Origin of the sequence: Nocardia tenerifensis NBRC 101015 (genome assembly GCF_000308715.1) — a bacterium.
GTDB lineage: Bacteria > Actinomycetota > Actinomycetes > Mycobacteriales > Mycobacteriaceae > Nocardia > Nocardia tenerifensis.
This window is the reverse complement of record NZ_BAGH01000332.1, coordinates 1-15,617: the sequence shown is the minus strand read 5'-3', so window position 1 is coordinate 15,617 and position 15,617 is coordinate 1. Positions and strand designations below refer to the sequence as shown.

Genomic DNA, 15,617 nt, shown 5'->3' with positions numbered 1-15,617 from the left:
GTTTTGCCCATCGCGCGGTTGCCGACGCCGCCGATCACCGCGCCGATGCCCGCGGGCACGACCTTGCCCGCCATCAGGGCCGCGCGCCGGGTGATGAAGCGAATGATGAACCGCTTGAGCAACGAGTCGTTCATCGAGGAGAGGCCGGGAATCCGGTTGGCGAACACCGTGCCCCAGTTCTTCGCCGAGGTGCCGACGGTCTTCTGCACGATGTCCATGCCGCCCTCGCCGAGCACGACGGCGAGCACCAGCGCCCTGCGCTGCTCCTGATCCTCCGGCGCGATGCCGTGCACCGCCGCCACCGCGAGGGTGAACACGGCGGAGGCCTCCATGAAGAAGGTGGTCTCCGCGCTGACCGCGGCGACCGCCGCGACCGTGCCGACGCCCGGCACCGCCGCCGTCGCGCCGACCGCGCCGCCGCTGCCGGTCACCGCGAGCAGGTACTGGTTCTCCAGGCGCTCGATGATCTGTGCGGGACTCTCCGACGGATGGGAGCGCCGGACTCGGTCGACATACTTCGCGACCGCGGGGCCCTGCAGGCGGGACCCCGTATCGAGTAGCTGGACCACCGTTTTCTCGAACGCGCCTTTGAACATCGGCGGCACCCTCCTCCTCGGTCTGCTGGTTGAACTGTAGGACACCGTCGACTACGAGCTCGCTTATGACAACGATGTACCCAGCCCGACGGGTTCCATCAGCTCGGCTGGTGCAGCGCGGGCACCCGCTCGGCCAGCGGCGGCGGAGGCGGCGGGGTGCCGTCGCCGAAGGGGCGCCCGCCCAACGCTTCCCGGCCGTGCGGGGTCAGCCAGTTCGCGAGATCCGGCCCCTTAGGCACGATCCCGGTCGGGTTGATGTCGCGGTGCACCACGTAGTAGTGCTCCTTGATCTGCGCGAAATCGGTGGTGTCGCCGAAGCCGGGGGTCTGGTAGAGGTCGCGCGCGTAGGCCCACAGCACCGGCATCTCGCTCAGCTTGGCGCGGTTGCACTTGAAGTGGCCGTGGTACACGGGATCGAACCTGGCCAGCGTGGTGAACAGCCGCACGTCGGCCTCGGTGATCGTGTCGCCGACCAGATACCGTTGCGTCGCAAGGCGTTCGGAGAGCCAATCCAGCCGGGCGAAGAGCCGATCGTAGGCGGTCTCGTAGGCGTCCTGCGATCCGGCGAAGCCGCAGCGGTAGACGCCGTTGTTGACGTCGCGGAACACCGCGAGGTTGACCTCGTCGATCTCCGCGCGCAGCGGTTCGGGGTAGAGCTGGGGCGCGCCGGGCCGGTGGAACTCGGTCCACTCGGTGGAGAAGTCGAGGGTGATCTGCGCGTAGTCGTTGGTCACCACCTGACCGGTCGGCACGTCCACCACCGCGGGCACCGTGATGCCGCGCGGATAGTCCGGGAAGCGCGCCAGATACGCGTCGCGCAGCCGGGGGATGCCGAGCACCGGGTCGACGCCGCCCGGGTCGAGGTCGAAGGTCCAGCTGAGCTTGTCGTGCGTCGGCCCGCACAGCCCGAGCGAGAGCACGCCCTCCAGCCCGAGCAGGCGACGCACGATCAGCGTGCGATTGGCCCACGGGCAGGCCCGCGCCGCGACCAGGCGGTAGCGCCCCGGCTCGACGGGGTAACCGTCGCGCCCGTCCGCGGTGATCCGCGTGGTGATGTAGTTCGTGTCCCGCTTGAACTCGCCGGGCTCCACGTACGAGCCGCTCTCCGCCGACTTGGTCACCCGGACAGTCTCGCAGACAGAAGACCTAGTCTGACCCAATGACCGATTCGAAGGCCACCCGCCTGGACCGCGAAACCACCGACGGCGGCGCGGAGGTGGCGACCCTGACGCTCGCCCATCCGCCGCTCAACCTCTTCGACCGGGCGATGCTCGACGCGCTGATCGAGGACATCGCCGAACTCTCGGCGAACCCGCCGCGCGCCGTGCTGCTGCGCGCCGAGGGCAAGCTGGTGTCCGGCGGCGTCGACGTGCACGTCTTCGACGGGCTGTCCGTCGAGGAGGGCGCCGAGCTGTGGCGGACCCTGTTCGCGCGGATCATCCACCCGCTCGAGGCGCTGCCCTGCCCGGTGATCTTCGCCGCGCACGGGCTCACCCTGACCGCAGCCTTCGAGATCGCGCTGGCCTGCGACATCGTCCTCGCCGCGCCGAAGGCGAAGTTCGGCCTGGTGGAGACCGTGGTCGGCCTGACGCCGTCGATGGGCGGCCCGCAGCGGCTCGCCGAGCGCGCGGGCTCGGGCCGCGCGCGCGAGTTCGTGATGACCGGCGACCTGTACGACGCGGCGACCATGGCGGAGTGGGGCGTGGTGAACGCCGTCCACGACGATGTCGACACCGCCGCAAGGGAATTGGCGCACCGGCTGGCGCAGGGCCCGACGGTGGCGCACGCCGCGACCAAGAAGATCATCGAGGCGTGGCGTTCCGGCGGTGTGGCGCACGCGGATTCGGTGACGCCCGAGGTGTCCGGCGCGCTGTTCGACACCGACGATCTGCGGGGCGCGGTGCGCAGCTTCCTCGAGGTCGGGCCGGGGAAGGCCACCTACACCGGGCGGTGACGGCTCGGACACGTTCGCCGTCTCTGCCCGCGAAAGTGTGACTCGCGTCATATAGTCGCAGTGCCTGCTGACTCGAGGCGTGCGGAGGACGAATGTCGCAGTTGCTCGTCGAATACCCACTGACGCGCCCGTGTGCGCCGGACAACCCGCTGGCCCGCGGGGCCGACGGCGTGCTGCGCTACGGCAACCTCACCCCGGCGCTCACCGAGCTGCTCGACCTGCAGGTGCACGCGTTCTCCACGCGCGAGGCCGTGGTCGAGGTCGGCGGCCCCCGGCTGACCTACCGGGAGCTGTGGCACTCGGCCTCCCGCATCGCGGGCGGTCTGCAGGAGCACGGCATCGGGTACGGCGATCGGGTCGCCGTGCACATGCCCACCGGCGTGCGCTGGGTGCAGGCGTTCCTCGGCGCGCTGCTGAGCGGCGCGGTGCCGGTGCTGGTGCACGACGGGCTGCCCGACGCGGTCGCCGAGCGCGTGATCGCCGACAGCAGCGCCGATTTCGTGCTCGGCCGCGACATCGCCCGCGGCGCCGACCTGCCCGACGGCGCCGCCTACATCGATGACGGTGCGGCACTGGGTGATCTGGCCCTGCTCAGCTACACCAGCGGCACTCCGCACAGCGCGACCGCGCCCAAGGGCGTCGAGCTGACCAACGAGAACCTGCTGTCGGCGATCCGGTCGGTGGTCTCCGCGCTCGACCTGCCGACCGACGGCCTGCGCAATCTGGTGCTGCTGCCGCTCGCCCATGCCAGCGGCTGCGTCGACCAGCTGCTGCCGACCTTCGCCGTCGGCGGCACCGTGGTGCTGGCCCGCGACGGGCGCGGCCTCGCGGAAGCCGTTGTGTCCGAACGGATCGACATGGTCTCGGCGACGCCGCGGATCTTCGCGGGCCTGCTGCCCGAGCTCGCCGCCCTGCACGACGACGGCGTGCGCACCGGTGACATCGTCCGGATCAGCAAGGCCTGGCACCGCGGCGAACGCGCCGTCGCCCCGGCCGCCCCCGCGGATCTGGCCGCCGAACTGCGCGAGATGTTCCCGGCCGCGCGGCAGTGGTCGATCTGGGGCGCCACCGAAACCAGCGGCATCGGCCTGGCCGTCGACGACGCGGCGTCGGTCCCGGACGTCGGCGCCGTGCTCGGATTCCCGTTCGGCGGAACGGAATTGGCGCTGTGGGGTCCCCAGGCCCAGGCCGGCCACGGCGAACTGCTGTGCCGGGGCCCGAACGTCTGTCCGCGCTACTGGAACGACCCGACGACCACCGCGGCCCGCTTCACCGGAACCTGGTTCCACACCGGCGACCAGGTGACCATCGACGCCGACGGTCTGGTCCGGCGCGGCCCGGCTCGCAGCGAATAACGCTGTCTCACTCCACCATTCGCTCGCGCAGCCGGGCGCGCAGGTCCGGGGTGATCCCGGCGACCGTCAGATAGGTATCGATGTCACCGTGGAACTCGTGCATGGACGCGGTGGCGGTGCTGAGGTACTCCTCGCGCACGCCGAGCAGGTCGATCGAGAGTTCCTCGCCGCCGAGCAGTTTTGTCGTCATCATGGCGCGCAGGGCCGGGACGGCGCCGTTGCTCTGCAGGTAGTCGGCGCGCACGTCCTCCTCGGTCACGCCGACCGCGCGCAGCAGCGTGGCGACGGCCCAGCCGGTGCGATCCTTGCCCGCCGCGCAGTGCACGAGCACCGCGCCCTCGCCGCGCACGATGGAGCGGGCGAGCGCGGCCAGCGCGGCGTGCGCCTCCGGCAGCGCGGGGAACATCCGGTAGACCTCGAGCATGTGGGCGAAAGCGCCCTGCGCGTCGGTGTGGTGCGGGGGCGCCTCGGCCATCCGCGCGTCGAACGGCGTGACGTGCAACCGCACGCCCTCGGGCAGCCGGTCGTCGCCGATGTGCGCGATCTCGCGCTCGCCGCGCAGGTCGTGCACGTCGCTGACGCGCAGTTCGCGCAGCGCGGCCAGCCCCGCCTCGTCGAGCCCGGTGAGCTGGGCCGAGCGCAGGAACACGCCGGGACGGATCCGCGCGCCGTCGACGGTGCGCAGTCCACCCAGGTCGCGGAAGTTGAAGGTGCCGGAGATGAGGTACTGGTCGGCTGGCGGCGAGAGAGTCACCGGCTCAGGCTATCCGCCCGTCGGCGTCGAGCGGGTGTCGTTTCCGGATCGAACCGCGCACGCGTAGGTGGCGGTTTTGCGCCGTTCACCTGTGTGATCGCCCACAGGATTCGAGGGTGGCCCGTACCCGCCCGTACAGTGGACAACGGTCTGTTTTCAGCCGGGCAGGGCTGGGGCGGGCCCGCCAGAGAGGGAAACTCGGGACTCGGGCAGCGTGAAGTGGACCCTTGACCATTCCGGTTGGGTAACAAAACATTCTTTCGGTCTGGAATTCCCCACTGAACCCGTTCTCAAACCCCGAAAACCCTCTACCATTGATGAACGTTGGACCGGGCAGCCTGGGATTTCCAGCGAATTGCCCGCCATGTTCGACGAGTCGCGCCGACGAGGGTGCGCGAGATCTTTTCGCCGAGGGAGTCGTCGTTGATACGAGCAGACACCGCAGTGGTTCGGCTGCGGCCGACAATCTGCGAGGCCGTCGAGAAGGCGGCCGCGTCACTGGACCACGGAGGCGTGCGCGCGCTACGCGTGCTACTGCACGCCGGCGTGAGCGCGTACTGGCCGCTGGTCAAGTCCGCCCCGGCCAAGCAGGTCGAGGCGTACGAGGCGGCGGTGCGGACGCTGCGTGAGCGCTGGGCGGTGCAGACCGACTGCATCGCGGATCCGGAGGCGAGCGCCGTCTACCGGGAGATGGACGCCGAGGTCGCCGCCTTCCTGCAGCTCTGCGCCGACCGTTCGGGCGCGCAGTGGCTGGAGCCGGTGGAGGCCATCGCGGCCTACGCGGTCTCGGTGCTGCAGGGCACCGTGTTGCGCTGGCTCGCGGACTGCAATGACGAAACAATGCTGGTGGTGCTCGACGATCTCGTGAGCAGCCTGGCCACCAGGGCCGCCGAGGTGTAGCCCTCTCGAACGCGGTGACCTCGGCGAATACCCGAGCCGCAAATACTGGACGTTTGACCAAGTTAATGGTTGAGTGGAGCCCGTGAGCGAGCGCGGCGAGCGAACCGGCGAGGCGGTGCCCCAGGGCGCCCCGGAGACGAGCCTTCGCGAGACCATCGCGAACCTACACGCGGCCACCGCCGAACTCGACCCGCCGCTGGCCGCCCTCGATCTGACCGCGTTGCGCGCGAACGCCGCCGATCTGGTGCGCCGCGCGAACGGCGTCCCGGTGCGCGTCGCCAGCAAGTCCGTGCGCTGCCGCGCCGTCCTCGAAGAGGTACTCGGCGACGAGCTCACCGCCGCGGGCGGCTTCGCGGGTCTCATGTGCTATTCCCTGGCCGAGGCCATCTGGCTGGCCCGTCGCGGCGCTCGCGACATTCTGCTCGGCTACCCGACCGTCGACCGCGCCGCGCTGGCCGAGCTGGCCGGCGACGAGACGCTGCTGCGCTCGATCACCCTGATGGTCGACGACGTCGATCAGCTCGACCTCATCCGCGCCGCGCTCGGCACCGACCTGGTGCGCCCCCGGGTCTGCCTGGACGTCGACGCCTCGCTCCGGATCGGCCCGCTCCACCTCGGCGTGCGCCGCTCGCCGGTGCGCACCCCCGAACAGGCCGCGGCCCTCGCCGGCGCCGCGCTGCGGCGCAAGTTCGAGGTGGTCGGCGTGATGACCTACGAGGCGCAGATCGCGGGCATGCCCGACAGCAATGTCGCCCTGCGCCTGATGAAGCGGGCCTCGGCGGCCGAGATCACCAAGCGCCGCAAGCGCGTGCTGGACGCGGTGCGCTCGGTGACCGGCAAGCTGGAGATCGTCAACAGCGGCGGCAGCGGGTCGATCGAGGTCAGCGTCGCCGACCCGGACGTCACCGAGGTGACCGCGGGTTCCGGGCTGTACGTGCCCACGCTGTTCGACCACTACCGCGCCTTCACGCCGCGGCCCGCCCTGTTCTTCGCGACCTCGGTGCTGCGCCGCCCCGCACCCTCCATCGCGACGGTTTTCGCGGGCGGCTATATCGCCTCGGGCCCCACGGGCGCGTCCCGCGTGCCGAAGCCGGTGTGGCCCAGCGGTTTACGCCTGATCGGCACCGAGGGGGCGGGCGAGGTGCAGACCCCGCTGACCGGCGCCGCGCAGCTGCGCATCGGCGACCGAGTGTGGTTCCGCCACGCCAAGGCCGGCGAGCTGTGTGAACGTTTCGACAAGGTGCACCTGGTCGACGCCAACGGCGCCCGGACCACCGTGCCGACCTACCGCGGCGAGGGAAACTGCTTCGGCTGAGCGGTTTTCGACCGTCAGAGCCGCAAAAACCCGGCCAGGTCCGGCATTTCGTCGGGTGCGGCGGGCAGATACTCGCTCAGCAGCGGCGAGCGGATGATCACGGCCTTCCACATCGCGCGGCACAGCGCGGAGTGGATCAGCGCGCGCGACAACAGGAACGGCATGCCGTAGGGCGCGTCGGCGGGGCTCGACGTGGTCATGGAGAGCAGCACGACGGCCGCCTCCCTGCCCCGGAATCGGTCCGGCGTGCCGACGAGCACATCCTCGATCTTGGCGCGCGCCAGCATGGTTCGGATCCGGCCGACCTGCGCCGCGTACGGCGCGACCACGAAGATGTCGTGCGGATGCACCCGCCGGGTCATCGCGCCGATGGTCCAGTTCATCGCCAGCAGGGCGCGCACCCGCCGGACCACCTCGCGCGCCTCGGCCGCGGACTCGGTGGCATTGCCGTGGTGGGGGACCAGCACGGTGCTGACGCCGGGCGGCTCGCCGTCGAGTTCCCTTGCGAGGGTGACGGTTTCGTTGGAGCGCAGGCGGCCGTCGTAGTACAGCCGGGAGATCGGCTCGCACACCCGGGGATGCATCCGCCAGGTGCGGTCGAGGAAGTAGCCGCGGTCGGCGGGCAGCGTGTGCCGTCCGTCGGTGAGCCAGCCGAGCACCGATTCGCCGACCGGCTCCGGGTGCGCGCTGTGCGTGGCGGGCGGCACGGGATCGCCGAGCAGCAAGAGGTTTCGCGCGCCGACCCCGACCGCGACGGCGTCGGCCAGGGGGAACCGGCCCGCGTCGGCGATCACCAGCAGGTCGAGCGATTCCCGGGCCACCATGTCGGCGTCGGCGAAATCGGTTGCGGTGCCGCCGAGTACGCAGCCGCTGATGGCGTTGTCCAGGAAGCGGGCATACCGGGAGGCGTCGATGACGGCCCACTCCGGCCGCACCGACTCGACATCCTTCTTCGCCACCAGCTCCGGCAGCACGCCCACTCGGACCACCGCGTCCAGCAGGTTCTCCACCGTCGAATGCGTCCGTCCCACCACGCCGATCCGCCACTTGTGCCGGGTGACGAGCCGTTCGAGCACCCGGGCGGCGGTGGAGGTCTTGCCGGTACCCGACGGACCCTGCACGGCGAGGTAGGAGTCGTCGAGTTCGAGCACCGCGGCGGTGATCGCCGCGGCGTGGTCGCCGTGCACGTCGGGCAGCGCGGCGCCGTCGCGCAGCCGCGGCGGGCGGCGGGCGAGCAGATCGAACACGGCGGTCTCCGGAATCTCCGGCAGCGCGACGAGCAGCTGCTGAGCGGCGAATTCGACCGCGGTCTCGGCGTTCCAGTCCCAGGCGGGCAGGCCGGGGGCGATCGCGGTCGGCAGCTCGTCGTAGGGTTCGCAGCCGTCCGGCAGCAGCTCCTCGAGGCGGACGGCGTCGTCGAACTCGGCGTCGACCGAGCAGCCGAGCACGGTGGCGACGGCGGTGGCGCGGCGGCCGACGGCGGTGACCATGCCCGCGGGTGCCGGGCGGTCGTAGAGGGTGTAGACGGTGGCGCCCGGGGTCAGCACGGTCGCCGGGCCCGGGCCGCCCGCGCTCCAGCTCGACCCGATCCGGCCGGTCAGCGTGAGGTAGCGGCGCATGGTCGGCCGGTCCGGGCTGCGGTGCCACTTGGTGTCGACGGTGCCCCACTCGGCGACGAGAACCCCTGGGGCGTCGGCCCATTCGTCGACCGGATAGCTGAGCCGGTCGACGTGCGCCCACCATAGCGGCTGGCGTTCGCGCCGGTGGTAGCCGAGCGCGGCGGCCATCATCGCCGCGGTGTGCCGCGGTTCGCCCAGCGCCGCGGCGTATTCGGCGAGCGCCGCCTCGAACGAGGACGGGCTTACTGGCGTCGGTTCATCGAAATCGGCTGTTCCACATCGGAATTCGGCCCGTTCCAAGGATGGCGCTCTGGGATCGACACGCTGCTCGGCGGCCCGGTCGAGCAACCAGTCCCGCAGGCGTAGCACGGTCAGGCAGTCTTGTTCGGTGGGCGGGTGCGTGTCGGGCAGCAACCGCGCCAGCCTGTGCAAGTGGTAGGAGCGTTCGCCGACGATCAGCGCGTTGCGCACGATCGGGTACAGGTCGACGAGCACGCCGTCGCAGAGCAACTCGTCGACGATCTCCTCGCCGACCCCCGTGCTGCCCGTGCAGCGCAGCAGTGCGGTGCGCACCGCGGACGTGTAGTGGTAGACGTGCATGTCCGGATGCGTCCGCCGCCGCCGCGCCAGATAGTCGAGCACCTCCTCCAGCGCGCGCTGCTGTCCGGCCGCTTCACCCGCCGTTCCGCACGGCACACGCAGACTCAACAGCACCTCGCCCTGCCCGCCGACCTCGATGGCCAGCGGCGTACCCCCGCCCCCCTTGACGGTGAGCGAGAGGTCGCCGGGGGAGGGCGGCGGCAGCGCGCCGAGCGCGGCCGGGTCGACCAGGCTGTGCGTCGGCTGTCCGGAAACCTCACGGCGGAGCTGGATCTCGGCCTGCCTGCGCAGCGTCGTGAAGGTGCGCGGCGGCACGCCACGCACCGTGCCGGCGGTGGCGGCCAGGCGGTCGATGGTGCTCACGCCCGCCTCGCGCAGCCGCGCCCGGGTCGTCGCCTGCACCCCCGCGACCAGCAGCAGATCCCTGGCCGCGGCCGCGGCGGTGGTGCACGTCCCGCAGCGCCCGCAGGCGAGGTAGCGCGGATCGCCCCACTGCACGGGTAGCAGCTCGCTCATCTTCTCGTCCACAATGCGCTCGACCCTGCTTCTGCGGGCCCGATACACCGGGATCAGATCGCCGAGCGCGTACGCCGTGTCGTCCTCGCCCAGGTGCAGCCGGATGAGCGGGCCGGTCAACGAGCCGCTGCTGTCCACCGCGTCGGCGCAGGCGGCGAGTTCCAGTGCGGCGCCGACCCGCTCGGCCGCGCTGTACGCGGTGCCGTGCGCGGTGTAGCGCACCCGATGTCCCGCGCGCACCAGGAAATCGCAGGAGCAGTCGAAGGCGCCGTCGAAGAAGGTGGCCCCGTGGATGACGTGCGCCCCGGCCCGCAGCGCCGCGACGGTCTCCGCGTGCGCGGCCGCCAGCCCGGCGACGAGCGTCCGCGCGCCGTCCGACTTGTGCTGCGGGCGTTGGATCTCCACCATCGAGGCGCCGAAGCGATCGCGGAAGTCGCTGAGCCTGCGGTCGCGCGCGTCGTCGAACCGGTCGCACGGCGCGGGCGCCCATTCGGCGGCGGTCTCCGGATCGGCCGCGACGGTGCCGAGTTCGGTGTCGAGGGCGCGAAGCAATGCGAATTCACAGCGCGCCGCGCGCACGAGGTCGACGGCGGAGCAGACGACACGATCACCGAACACGAACAAACGCGGCCCTCCTGTGTCTACGGCGACACCCGCACCCGATCGGTCAACGATCAACGGGCTGCGCAAGTGTCGCCCCGGTCGGCCCTCGATGAGCAGGCAGCGCCATTGTCGCTCATCACGTCTCGAGTTTTCGCGGGACACCCGCTGCCGTCGGCACCAATTACGCACGGACGGCAACACTGTAGCTAGCGCGCCTGACCTCGGCCTACCCTGCCCGGGTCAGGAGCGTGGCTTACGCCGCTCCGGCCGCTTGGCATTGCCGCCCTCGCGGCGCGGGCCCCGGCTGAACGCGCGCTGTCCCGGCGGACCCTGATCGGGGGTCAGCTGGATGAGCACGCCGCTGATCCTGGTGCGCCGCAACGCCTCCAGCGTCTCCGGCGGCAGGTTCGCGGGCAGCTCGACCAGGCTGTGGTCGGGCCGGATGCTGATGTGCCCGAAGTCGCTGCGGCGCAGGCCGCCCTCGTTGGCGATCGCGCCGACGATCGCGCCCGGCACCACGCGGTGCCGCTTGCCGACGCTGATCCGGTAGGTGGCCAGCTCGGTGCCGTTGGCGCGGCTGTGCGAGGGGAAACCGCCGCGGTCGTCGTCCTCGAAGCGGCGCTGGCGATCCGGCCGTTCCCTGCGTTCGCGCACCGGCTCCGGCGGCTCCGGCTGCATCAGGAAGTTGTCGCCGTCGCGGGAGAGCACGGCCAGCGCGGCCGCGATGTCGACCAGCGGAATGTCGTGCTCGCGTTCGTAATCCTCGATGAGCCTGCGGAACAGCGCCAGGTTCGAGGAGGTCAGGCTCTCGGTGATGTCGTCGCCGAACTTGGCGACGCGCTGGGCGTTGACGTCGTCGACGCTGGGCAGCTGCATCTCCTCGAGGGGATGCCTGGTGGCCCGCTCGATCGCCTTGAGCAGGTGGCGCTCGCGCGGCGCGACGAACAGCAGAGCCTCGCCGCTGCGCCCGGCCCGGCCGGTGCGCCCGATGCGGTGCACGTAGGACTCGGTGTCGTGCGGGATGTCGTAGTTGACCACGTGCGAGATGCGGTCGACGTCGAGGCCGCGCGCGGCGACATCGGTGGCGACCAGGATGTCCAGCGCGCCGGACTTGAGCTGCCCGATGGTGCGCTCGCGCTGGTTCTGCGCGATGTCGCCGTTGATGGCCGCGGCGGAAAAGCCTCGGGCGCGCAGCTTTTCGGCCAGCTCCTCGGTGGCCTGCTTGGTCCGCACGAAGATGATCATCGCCTCGAACGACTCGACCTCGAGCACCCTGGTCAGCGCGTCCAGCTTGCGCTGATGCGAGACCTGCACCCAGCGCTGGGTGATGTTCGTGGCGGTGGAGGTCTTCGACTTGACGGTGATCTCGACCGGATCGTTGAGGTACTGCTTGGAGATCTTGCGGATGGCGCCCGGCATGGTCGCCGAGAACAGCGCGACCTGCTTGGTCGACGGCGTGTCCTTGAGGATGCGCTCGACGTCCTCCTGGAAGCCCATCTTCAGCATCTCGTCGGCCTCGTCGAGCACGAGGTACTTCAGCTGCGAGAGGTCGAGCGTGCCCTTCTCCAGGTGATCGATCACCCGGCCCGGCGTGCCGACCACCACGTGCGCGCCGCGGCGCAGGCCGGACAGCTGGACACCGTAGGCCTGGCCGCCGTAGATCGGCAGCACGTGCAGCCCGGGAATGTGGGTCGCGTAGCGACCGAACGCCTCGGCCACCTGGATAGCGAGCTCGCGCGTCGGCGCCAGCACCAGGGCCTGCGGGAGTTTGCCGGAGGTTTCGAGACCCATCAGAATCGGGATCGCGAAGGCCGCGGTCTTGCCGGTGCCGGTCTGCGCGAGGCCGACCACATCGGCGCCGGTGAGCAGCGGCGGAATCGTCGCGGCCTGAATCGGCGACGGCGACTCATAGCCCACATCGGCGACGGCCGCGAGGATGCGGTCGTCGATTCCGAGATCGGCGAAGGTCGGGCCGTCGGTGTCCCTGTCGTTGTCGCCAGGAACGCTGTCGACCTGATTGGTACTCATTGACCAGGAGTTTACTGCCTAGCACTGGTCCGCTCGGTCACCGCCCCAATACGGTGAGACGTATGCAACTGGATAGCTCTGAAACGAATCAGACCTCAGCACTCGGCGAGCTGGACGTGGCGGTCGTCCAGTTCGCCCCCGGCACCGATCCGACGGCCAACCTTTCGGCGTTGCGCGAGCACGTGGGCGCGGCGCGCGAGCGGGGCGCGCGGGTGGTCGTCGCGCCGGAATACTCGATGTTTGCCGTCACCCGGCTCGACGAGCGGGTCGTCGCCGTCGCCGAACCTCTGACCGGGCCGTTCGTCGCCGGGCTCGGCGCGATCGCGCGCGAATTCGGCGTGCACCTGGTCGCCGGAATGGTGGAGCGGGGCGCGTCCGGCGGCGACCGGATCCGCAACACGCTCGTCGTCCTCGGGCCGGACGGCGACCTCGTCACGGCGTATCGGAAGGTGCATCTCTACGACGCGTTCGGCTTCGTCGAATCGGAGATGGTCGAGGCGGGCACGATCGAACCGCCCGCCCTCTTCACTGTGGCGGACGTGACATTCGGCCTGCAGACCTGTTTCGATCTGCGCTTCCCCGAGGGCATCCGCCGGGTGGCCGCGGCGGGCGCGCAGGTGCTCGTGTTGCCGGCGCAGTGGATTCCCGGGCCGGGCAAGGTCGATCAGTGGACGACGCTGCTGCGGGCCCGCGCCATCGAGAACACGGTGTACGTGGCGGCGGCCGACCAAGCCGCGCCGCTCGGGGCAGGGGCGTCGATGATCATCGATCCGACCGGGGCGGTGCTCGCCGAGCTCGGGGGTGAGACGGGGGTGTTGAGCGCGGGCGTCGATCTTGCTCGGTTGGCGGAGGTTCGCACGACTAATCCGAGTCTCGCGCTGCGCCGGTTCGCGATCGCCGAGAGCAGCTGACATAGCCCCATTGCCCTTTGAGAGGTATGGGACTGTGCGATTCGGTGAGGGGTGGTGGTCGGGTGACGGGTGGGCGTAGCGTTTCGATGAATGAGCTACACCGATCGGACCTCGGCCGGTCGCGCGCTCGCCACGTATCTGGAGGACCTGCGCGCGGCGCGGCCGCTGCTGCTCGGCCTGCCCCGCGGCGGAGTTCCGGTGGCCGCGGGAATCCGCGACGTCATCGGCGGTGACCTCGACATCCTGCTGGTCCGCAAGCTCGGCGTGCCGTGGCAGCCGGAGCTCGCGATGGGCGCGATCGGCGAGGACGGCGTCCGGGTGCTCAACTCGGATGTGTTGTCGCACATCGGCGTGAGCCCCAAGGAGTTCCTCGGGGTCGAGGATGTCGAGCGGGCGGAGCTGGATCGCCGTCGGACGGTGTGGCGCGGCGACGCGAAACCGATTCCGCTCGAGGGGCGCACGGTGGTGATCGTCGACGACGGGATGGCGACCGGCGCGACCGTCGTAGTCGCCTGCCGCGTCGCCCGCCTGCACCATCCGGCTCAGCTCGTGGTCGCCGTGCCTGTCTCGTCCGCCGAAGCCTTGGAAAGGGTCGCCGCCGAGGCCGACCGGGTCGTCTGTCCGCTGGTGCCGCCCAGCCTCGGCGGGGTCGGGACCGCGTACGGGGACTTCCATCAGCTCGAGGACGACGAGGTCACCACCCTCTTAGCCTGATCGACGCCGCGCACGTCCTGCTTTCCCGCACACCCTTCCGATTCACCGCACAGGCGCACGTACGCTGCATGTGTCCTAATACGCCGCATGTGTTTTGACGCGCCGCATGTGTTTTGACGCGCGGCAGGTGTTTTGACGCGCGGCAGGTGTTTTGACGCGCGGCGGTCAGACCTCTCGTACGCCCTTCCGGTGACGCTGTGCGAGCTCTGCGTAGAAGCCCGGGTTGAGCTGGATCCAGCTCTGCGCGGGAGTGCCTTCGATGGGCCGCTTCACCACGGCGGGGGAGCCCGCGGCCAGGACACCGTCGGGGATCTCGGTGCCGGGCTGCACCAATGAGTGCGCGGCGACCATCGTCCCCGCGCCGATTCTCGCCATGTCGAGCACCGTGGTTCCGTTGCCGACAATGGCCTCGGCGCCGACGAACGCGCCGTGGAACACCACGCTGTGCGCGATGGTCGCGCCGGGGCCGATCTCCATCGGCACGTCCGGCGGCACGTGCAGCACCGCGTTGTCCTGGATGTTGGCGCGTTCGCGAATGATGATCGGGGCCAGGTCCGCGCGCAGCACCGCGCCGTACCAGATCGAGGCGCCCGCCTCGACCCGCACGTCGCCGATCAAGGTGGCGGTCGGCGCGACGAACGCCGTCGGATCCACTTGCGGCCGTTTGCCTTCGAATTCATAGAGGGGCACCCGTCCACGGTAACGCCGATCTTCACCACCGGTCGGCGTAGGCTCCGGCCCGCTCGGCGGCCGCGGCGACCATCGGGCGCAGCTGCGCGATGAAGCCGTGCGCGGTCACCGGCACGATGTCGACATCGGTGCCGGTGCGCACCGAGTATCGGCCGTCGTCCACCACGTCGATCCAGCAGAGCACCCCGAACGGCTGAGGTTCGCCCGCGCCGCGGCGCGCGGAGACCACGATCTGGCCGATCCCGTCTCTGGGGCGACGCAACAGCCTGCGGATTCGAGTGGCCACGGTCGGCCCCGCGACCGGAACGGTGACCAGGTCGCGACTGTCCTCGCCGACCCGGGCCAGCGGCGCGGTCAACCGGGGCGTGGTGCCGGGCGCGCGTTCCGGCAGCATCGAAATCACCCGCGCCGTCAGGTTTTTCACGCTCCCGACGAACAACCGGATGTCGCCGCCGCGATCCGCGGTCGCGCCGGGACGCTGCGCGGCCACCACGGCGACATTGCCCGCCGCGGCCCCCAGCACCCGCACCGGCCGGACGCTCGCCGAACCGGACGCGCCGTCGCGCTCGCCGAAGACCTCGATCCGCAGCTCCGGCGCGCCGAGCACGCGCAGCGCCGCCTCGAGGTCGGCGTCGAGCACCCGGTCGCACCAGCTCTGTAGCTCCGGCAGCTGGGCGTCGCGCTCATCGGTGTCGCGCGCGGACAGCCGGACGGCCAGCGGATACGGGATCCGGTCGCCGTCGGTGCGCGCCCAAGCCAGCGCGAACTGGTCCGGGGTCAGCGTCCAATTCACTCCAGCTCGGTCCACTCGCCGAGCACCGGCGGCGTGGTCGGATCGATGGCTCCGATCAGCTCGCCGTTGTCGTCGGACGGCTCGAGATAGGTGGGGAGGTCGTCGAAGTGGAAGTCGTCCTCGTCGTCCTCGTTGAAGCGCGCGGCCCGCGCGGTGGCGTTGGCCGCATTGGCGGCGACGCTGGAACCCTGGCGCGGCGTGTCGGCGACGGCCATCGCCCCGCCCATCAGTCCGCCCATCGCGCCCGCGCCGAGCCCGGCGACGGCGTC

13 protein-coding genes and 1 pseudogene are annotated in these 15,617 nt (G+C 70.9%); 6 read left to right on the top strand and 8 right to left on the bottom strand.

Annotated elements, in window-relative coordinates; all coding sequences use genetic code 11:
• On the bottom strand, nt 1-596 hold a 596-nt coding region (locus ON39_RS26410), incomplete at its 3' end, for a hypothetical protein (RefSeq protein ID WP_040738459.1).
• A gap of 98 nt (nt 597-694) precedes the next feature.
• Nucleotides 695-1,717, bottom strand: a complete 1,023-nt coding sequence (locus ON39_RS26405) for a glutathione S-transferase family protein (RefSeq protein WP_040738458.1) — start codon at nt 1,715-1,717, stop codon at nt 695-697.
• Nucleotides 1,718-1,755: 38 nt separating this feature from the next.
• Between ON39_RS26405 and ON39_RS26400 the strand changes: the two genes are divergently transcribed.
• On the top strand, nt 1,756-2,550 hold the full coding sequence (locus ON39_RS26400; RefSeq protein WP_040738457.1) for an enoyl-CoA hydratase/isomerase family protein: 795 nt from the start codon (nt 1,756-1,758) through the stop codon (nt 2,548-2,550).
• Nucleotides 2,551-2,642: 92 nt separating this feature from the next.
• A complete protein-coding gene (locus tag ON39_RS26395; protein ID WP_040738456.1) occupies nt 2,643-3,905 on the top strand; it encodes a class I adenylate-forming enzyme family protein in 1,263 nt (420 codons plus the stop codon).
• Nucleotides 3,906-3,912: 7 nt separating this feature from the next.
• Here the strand turns inward: ON39_RS26395 and ON39_RS26390 are convergent, their stop codons facing one another.
• Nucleotides 3,913-4,659, bottom strand: coding sequence for a tyrosine-protein phosphatase (locus ON39_RS26390; protein ID WP_040738454.1), 747 nt, complete (start codon nt 4,657-4,659; stop codon nt 3,913-3,915).
• Between the two features lie 423 nt (nt 4,660-5,082).
• On the opposite strand from ON39_RS26390, the gene ON39_RS26385 reads away from it, so the two are divergent.
• Nucleotides 5,083-5,559, top strand: a complete 477-nt coding sequence (locus ON39_RS26385) for a TetR family transcriptional regulator (protein ID WP_246002784.1) — start codon at nt 5,083-5,085, stop codon at nt 5,557-5,559.
• 115 nt (nt 5,560-5,674) lie between these two features.
• The gene (locus tag ON39_RS26380; protein ID WP_373283740.1) at nt 5,675-6,874 is read left to right on the top strand and encodes an amino acid deaminase/aldolase; all 1,200 of its coding nucleotides are present in this window, start codon (nt 5,675-5,677) and stop codon (nt 6,872-6,874) included.
• A 14-nt stretch (nt 6,875-6,888) separates the two neighbouring features.
• Here ON39_RS26380 and ON39_RS26375 read toward each other — a convergent pair whose 3' ends face one another.
• Nucleotides 6,889-10,227, bottom strand: a complete 3,339-nt coding sequence (locus ON39_RS26375; protein ID WP_246002785.1) for an AAA domain-containing protein — start codon at nt 10,225-10,227, stop codon at nt 6,889-6,891.
• A 225-nt stretch (nt 10,228-10,452) separates the two neighbouring features.
• Nucleotides 10,453-12,240 carry a DEAD/DEAH box helicase gene (locus ON39_RS26370; RefSeq protein ID WP_040738451.1) on the bottom strand — a complete coding sequence of 596 codons (1,788 nt, stop codon included), beginning with the start codon at nt 12,238-12,240 and terminating at the stop codon, nt 10,453-10,455.
• Between the two features lie 62 nt (nt 12,241-12,302).
• Between ON39_RS26370 and ON39_RS26365 the strand changes: the two genes are divergently transcribed.
• Together ON39_RS26365 and ON39_RS26360 are read left to right on the top strand one after the other, a co-directional pair.
• Nucleotides 12,303-13,151 (top strand): carbon-nitrogen hydrolase family protein, encoded by an 849-nt coding sequence (locus ON39_RS26365; RefSeq protein ID WP_051187117.1) that lies wholly within the window; start codon nt 12,303-12,305, stop codon nt 13,149-13,151.
• A 90-nt stretch (nt 13,152-13,241) separates the two neighbouring features.
• Nucleotides 13,242-13,865, top strand: coding sequence for a phosphoribosyltransferase (locus ON39_RS26360; protein ID WP_040738450.1), 624 nt, complete (start codon nt 13,242-13,244; stop codon nt 13,863-13,865).
• A 165-nt stretch (nt 13,866-14,030) separates the two neighbouring features.
• Here the strand turns inward: ON39_RS26360 and ON39_RS26355 are convergent, their stop codons facing one another.
• The 3 genes and pseudogenes from ON39_RS26355 to ON39_RS26345 all read right to left on the bottom strand — a co-directional run.
• Nucleotides 14,031-14,555, bottom strand: coding sequence for a gamma carbonic anhydrase family protein (locus ON39_RS26355; RefSeq protein WP_040738448.1), 525 nt, complete (start codon nt 14,553-14,555; stop codon nt 14,031-14,033).
• Nucleotides 14,556-14,577: 22 nt separating this feature from the next.
• On the bottom strand, nt 14,578-15,348 hold the full coding sequence (locus tag ON39_RS26350; protein ID WP_040738447.1) for an ESX secretion-associated protein EspG: 771 nt from the start codon (nt 15,346-15,348) through the stop codon (nt 14,578-14,580).
• Nucleotides 15,345-15,617 (bottom strand): annotated as a pseudogene (locus tag ON39_RS26345) (hypothetical protein); the annotation flags it as partial. The pseudogene ON39_RS26345 and the gene ON39_RS26350, both read right to left, overlap by 4 nt.

Bases quoted from the DNA above. Each gene is read 5' to 3' on its own strand.
- ON39_RS26400 (WP_040738457.1), top strand. From the start codon at position 1,756: ATGACCGATTCGAAGGCCACCCGCCTGGACCGCGAAACCACCGACGGC.
- ON39_RS26395 (WP_040738456.1), top strand. From the start codon at position 2,643: ATGTCGCAGTTGCTCGTCGAATACCCACTGACGCGCCCGTGTGCGCCG.
- ON39_RS26370 (WP_040738451.1), bottom strand. From the start codon at position 12,240: ATGAGTACCAATCAGGTCGACAGCGTTCCTGGCGACAACGACAGGGAC.
- ON39_RS26365 (WP_051187117.1), top strand. From the start codon at position 12,303: ATGCAACTGGATAGCTCTGAAACGAATCAGACCTCAGCACTCGGCGAG.
- ON39_RS26360 (WP_040738450.1), top strand. From the start codon at position 13,242: ATGAGCTACACCGATCGGACCTCGGCCGGTCGCGCGCTCGCCACGTAT.